This window comes from Terrisporobacter sp. (assembly GCF_017888745.1).
GTDB lineage: Bacteria > Bacillota > Clostridia > Peptostreptococcales > Peptostreptococcaceae > Terrisporobacter.
Genome location: NZ_JAGHFM010000282.1, coordinates 1 through 3860, shown reverse-complemented (window position 1 = coordinate 3860; position 3860 = coordinate 1). Strand labels below are relative to the sequence as shown.

At 28.9% G+C, this 3860-nt stretch carries 6 protein-coding genes, 1 tRNA gene and 1 rRNA gene; all 8 read left to right on the top strand.

The features are described from left to right. Positions 1–1294, top strand: a 1294-nt coding sequence (locus J7G74_RS12675) for a DNA gyrase C-terminal beta-propeller domain-containing protein (protein WP_297135985.1), incomplete at its 5' end; no start/stop codon positions are given. Positions 1295–1372: 78 nt separating this feature from the next. Beyond that, positions 1373–1654, top strand: a complete 282-nt coding sequence (locus J7G74_RS12670) for a YtxH domain-containing protein (protein WP_297135983.1) — start codon at positions 1373–1375, stop codon at positions 1652–1654. Further along, the gene (locus J7G74_RS12665; RefSeq protein WP_297135980.1) at positions 1654–1911 is read left to right on the top strand and encodes a DUF948 domain-containing protein; all 258 of its coding nucleotides are present in this window, start codon (positions 1654–1656) and stop codon (positions 1909–1911) included. Before J7G74_RS12670 ends, J7G74_RS12665 begins: the two co-directional genes overlap by 1 nt. A 24-nt stretch (positions 1912–1935) precedes the next feature. After that, positions 1936–2253, top strand: coding sequence for an STAS domain-containing protein (locus J7G74_RS12660; protein WP_297135978.1), 318 nt, complete (start codon positions 1936–1938; stop codon positions 2251–2253). A 2-nt stretch (positions 2254–2255) separates the two neighbouring features. Beyond that, complete coding sequence (rsbW, locus tag J7G74_RS12655; protein WP_297135977.1) at positions 2256–2663, top strand: anti-sigma B factor RsbW; 408 nt, start codon at positions 2256–2258, stop codon at positions 2661–2663. Continuing rightward, positions 2663–3433, top strand: coding sequence for a SigB/SigF/SigG family RNA polymerase sigma factor (locus J7G74_RS12650; RefSeq protein WP_297135973.1), 771 nt, complete (start codon positions 2663–2665; stop codon positions 3431–3433). Before rsbW ends, J7G74_RS12650 begins: the two co-directional genes overlap by 1 nt. A 192-nt stretch (positions 3434–3625) precedes the next feature. After that, positions 3626–3742 (top strand): 5S ribosomal RNA (gene rrf / locus J7G74_RS12645). Positions 3743–3750: 8 nt separating this feature from the next. After that, positions 3751–3840, top strand: a tRNA-Leu gene (locus tag J7G74_RS12640). Positions 3841–3860: the final 20 nt, after the last annotated feature.

Sequence of the window (3860 nt, the reverse complement as noted above, 5' to 3'; positions counted from 1 at the left end):
GGGTTTAAGAATCGCATTAGATAATATAGATGCTGTAATAAGTTTAATAAGAGGTTCAAAAACTACTCAAGAAGCTAAAGCTGGATTGATGGAAAAATTCGGATTAACAGATGTTCAAGCACAAGCTATACTTGATATGAGATTACAAAGACTTACTGGATTAGAAAGAGAAAAAATTGAAGATGAATACAGTGAGTTAATGAAAAAAATAGAATACCTTAAATCTATATTAGCAGATGAAAAATTACTTTTAGGAGTTATAAAAGATGAAATTATAGCTATAAAAGAAAAATATGCAGATGCTAGAAGAACAGAGATAAGACATGCTGAAGGTGAAATCAATATGAGAGATTTAATTGATGATGAAGAAATTGCAATTACTCTTACTCATTTTGGTTATATCAAAAGAGTGCCTTTAGATACTTATAAAAGTCAAAATAGAGGTGGTAAAGGCATATCAGCAATGTCTACTAGAGAAGAAGATTTCGTGAAACACTTAGTTACAACAAGTACACACAGTAGATTACTATTCTTTACGAACAAGGGTAGAGTATTTAGACTAGATGCATTTGAAATTCCTGAAGGAAAGAGAAAAGCAAAAGGGACAGCTATAGTTAACTTATTACAATTAGCTCCGAATGAAAAAATAACTACTCTAATACCTGTTGATGAAGATAGTGGAAAAGAATTATACTTATTATTAGCTACTAAAAAAGGTATAGTTAAGAAAACTAGACGTGAAGAGTTCAAAAATATAAATAAATCAGGACTTATAGCAATAGGTCTTAGAAATGATGATGAATTAATAGATGTTAAGATTACTAATGGTGAAAAAGATGTAATTTTAGTAACTGAAAATGGAATGTCTATAAGATTCAATGAAACAGACATAAGACCTATGGGTAGAACTGCTATGGGTGTTAAAGGTATAACTTTATCAGAAGAAGATAAGGTAGTTTCTATGAAGTTAACTGATGAAGGTCATGAACTATTAGTAGTTAGTGAAAAGGGATTTGGTAAGAGAACTGATATCGAAGAATATAGACTTCAAAGCAGAGCAGGAAAAGGAATAAAAACTTATAATATATTTGAAAAGACAGGAAAAATCGTCGGTGCTGAAATGGTTGATGAAAAAGACCAAATAATGATAATCAACTCTGATGGAATACTAATTAGACTAGAAGTTGAAGGAATATCAATTTATGGTAGAGTTACAAGTGGAGTTAAATTAATGAAGACAGAAGATGAAGTAAATGTAGTTTCAATTGCTAAAATAAATATAGATGAAGAATAGGAAATTTTCCTATTCTTTTTCAATATAACTTTGTAAAATATAATTAAAGATAAAAAGATAAAAGAAGGAGAAATTAATATGAGTAGCAAAAAGGGATTATACTTATTTGTTGGAGCAGTGGCAGGAGTTGTCGCTGGATTATGTTTTGCACCTAAAAAAGGATCTGAAATAAGACAAGATGCTAAAGAAAAAATACTAGAAGTAAAAGAAAATCCAAAGGATGTTCTATGTGAAACATTTGATGGAATAAAAGAGAAAATTATATCGATAAAAGATGAAATAACAGAAGATAATAATATAGAAATATCGCCAGAAGATATCTTAATAACAAGAAGCTTTAAAAAGGGAGAAGATGAGTAATGAATGCTATAGGATGGCAAATAGGAGCTATTCTGTTTGGTGCTAGTTTTTTTATAGTAGGTATATATACTGCTAAATTATTGAATACTGCAAATAAGACTATAGAAAAAACAAATAAATTGATAGATGTCAATGAAAGGCATATAACAGAAATAATAGATAATGCAGCCTCTATATCAAAAAATATAAAAGATATAACAGATATAATAGATAGAATTACTAGCCTATTTAGAGTATTTAAGTTCTTCAAAAAATAATTAGAGTTAATAGGAGGTAGACAAATGTCAATAGAAATGCATTCTACATTAGATACTACAAATGAGTTTTGGATGGTGTCACTAGAAGGTGAACTAGATGTATCTACTGCAGACGAATTAAAAAAATATTTACATAAATTAGTTGATGAAAAAAACATAGATATGAGATTAAATCTTGAAAAATTAGAATATATAGATTCAACAGGTTTAGGTGTAATGATAGGTATTTTGAAAAAATTAAAAATAGAAAATAAAGAAGTATATATTGAAAAGCCTAGAAGTAACGTAAGAAAGATTTTTAATATAACAGGTTTAGATAAGATTTTTAAATTGGAGGGATAGTTTTGACTTACGAAACAATTAAAATGGAAATTTCAGCGAATCCTGAATATGTAAGTATTATAAGATTAACTACTTCTGGCATTGCTAATAAAGTAGGTTTTTGTATTGATGATATAGAAGACCTAAAAGTAGCTATTTCGGAAGCTTGTACAAATGCTATAAAACATAGTTTAGAAGATAGATTTACTATTGTATACTCTATAATAGAAAATGGATTAGCTATAGAAATAATAGATAATGGTAAAGGATATGATACAGCTTCTGTTAGACAACCAGATCTAGATAACCTTAAAGAAAACGGCATGGGATTATTTATAATAGAATCTTTAATGGACGAAGTAAATGTTGAATCAGTTCAAGGTAAGGGGACTACTATAAAAATGACAAAGTATTTAGGAGTTGATAAGTAATGAAGAAGGTAGCTAATGCTACGGATTACCTAAATATGGAAAATAGGGAGCTTTTCGAAATTTATAGCAAAGAAAAAAATAAAGAAGTTAGAGATATATTAATTGAAAGGCATCTATATCTAGTTAATATTTTAGCTAAAAAATATATCAATAAAGGTGTAGAGTTTGATGATATATATCAAGTTGCTTCATTGGCATTGATATACGCTATAGATAGATATGATATTGAAAAAGGATTTGAATTCTCAAGTTTTGCTACTCCTACGATAGTAGGAGAAATAAAAAAATATTTTAGAGATAAAGTTTGGACGCTTAGGGTACCTAGAAGAGTTCAAGAATTAAGTAAAAAGGTAAGTGAAGCTAAGGTTATATTAGAACAACAAAATAAAAAACATCCAAAAGTTAAAGAAATTGCTGATTATTTAGGTTGTACAGAAGAAGAAGTTTTAGAATCTTTAGAGGCGTCTTATGGATATCAACCTGTATCTTTAGATGCAACTACAAATAGTGACTCTGAAGAAAATATCTCATTAATGGATAAGATTGCAGATAAAGAAGATAGTTTTAATGATATAGAATATAAAGATTTTGTAGAAAAATTCATATTAACATTAAATGAATTAGAAGTTAAAATATTTAAAGGTAGATTCTATTTAGAAAAGACTCAATCTGTTCTAGCAAAAGAATTGAGTATATCTCAAATGACTATTTCTAGACTGGAAAGAAAGATAATTGAAAAATTAAAAAAAGAATATGAAAAAAATATTTAAAAAAACTATTGACCTATTATATAATATAGTGTATATTATTTATTGCGCCAGGGAAATGGTGCAAATGCCTATTATTAACTAATAATAGGTCAATTTTCTTCACAAGAAAGAAAATAAAAAAAGAGTAAAAAAACATTTGACAAAAGATTTGAAAAATGTTAATATAATACTCGAGTTAAAAATGAAAAACAATTTGGTTATTATAGCAAAGAGGATACACCTGTTCCCATTCCGAACACAGAAGTTAAGCTCTTGAGCGCTGATGGTACTTGGTGGGAAGCTGCCTGGGAGAGTAGGACGTAGCCAAATTGGTGCATGCCGAAGTGGCGGAACTGGCAGACGCACAGGACTTAAAATCCTGCGAAACTTATACTTTCGTACCGGTTCGATTCCGGTCTTCGGCACCAAAAAAGTGGACCATTAGCTC

Bases quoted from the DNA above. Each gene is read 5' to 3' on its own strand.
- J7G74_RS12670 (WP_297135983.1), top strand. From the start codon at position 1,373: ATGAGTAGCAAAAAGGGATTATACTTATTTGTTGGAGCAGTGGCAGGA.
- J7G74_RS12650 (WP_297135973.1), top strand. From the start codon at position 2,663: ATGAAGAAGGTAGCTAATGCTACGGATTACCTAAATATGGAAAATAGG.
- J7G74_RS12665 (WP_297135980.1), top strand. From the start codon at position 1,654: ATGAATGCTATAGGATGGCAAATAGGAGCTATTCTGTTTGGTGCTAGT.
- J7G74_RS12660 (WP_297135978.1), top strand. From the start codon at position 1,936: ATGTCAATAGAAATGCATTCTACATTAGATACTACAAATGAGTTTTGG.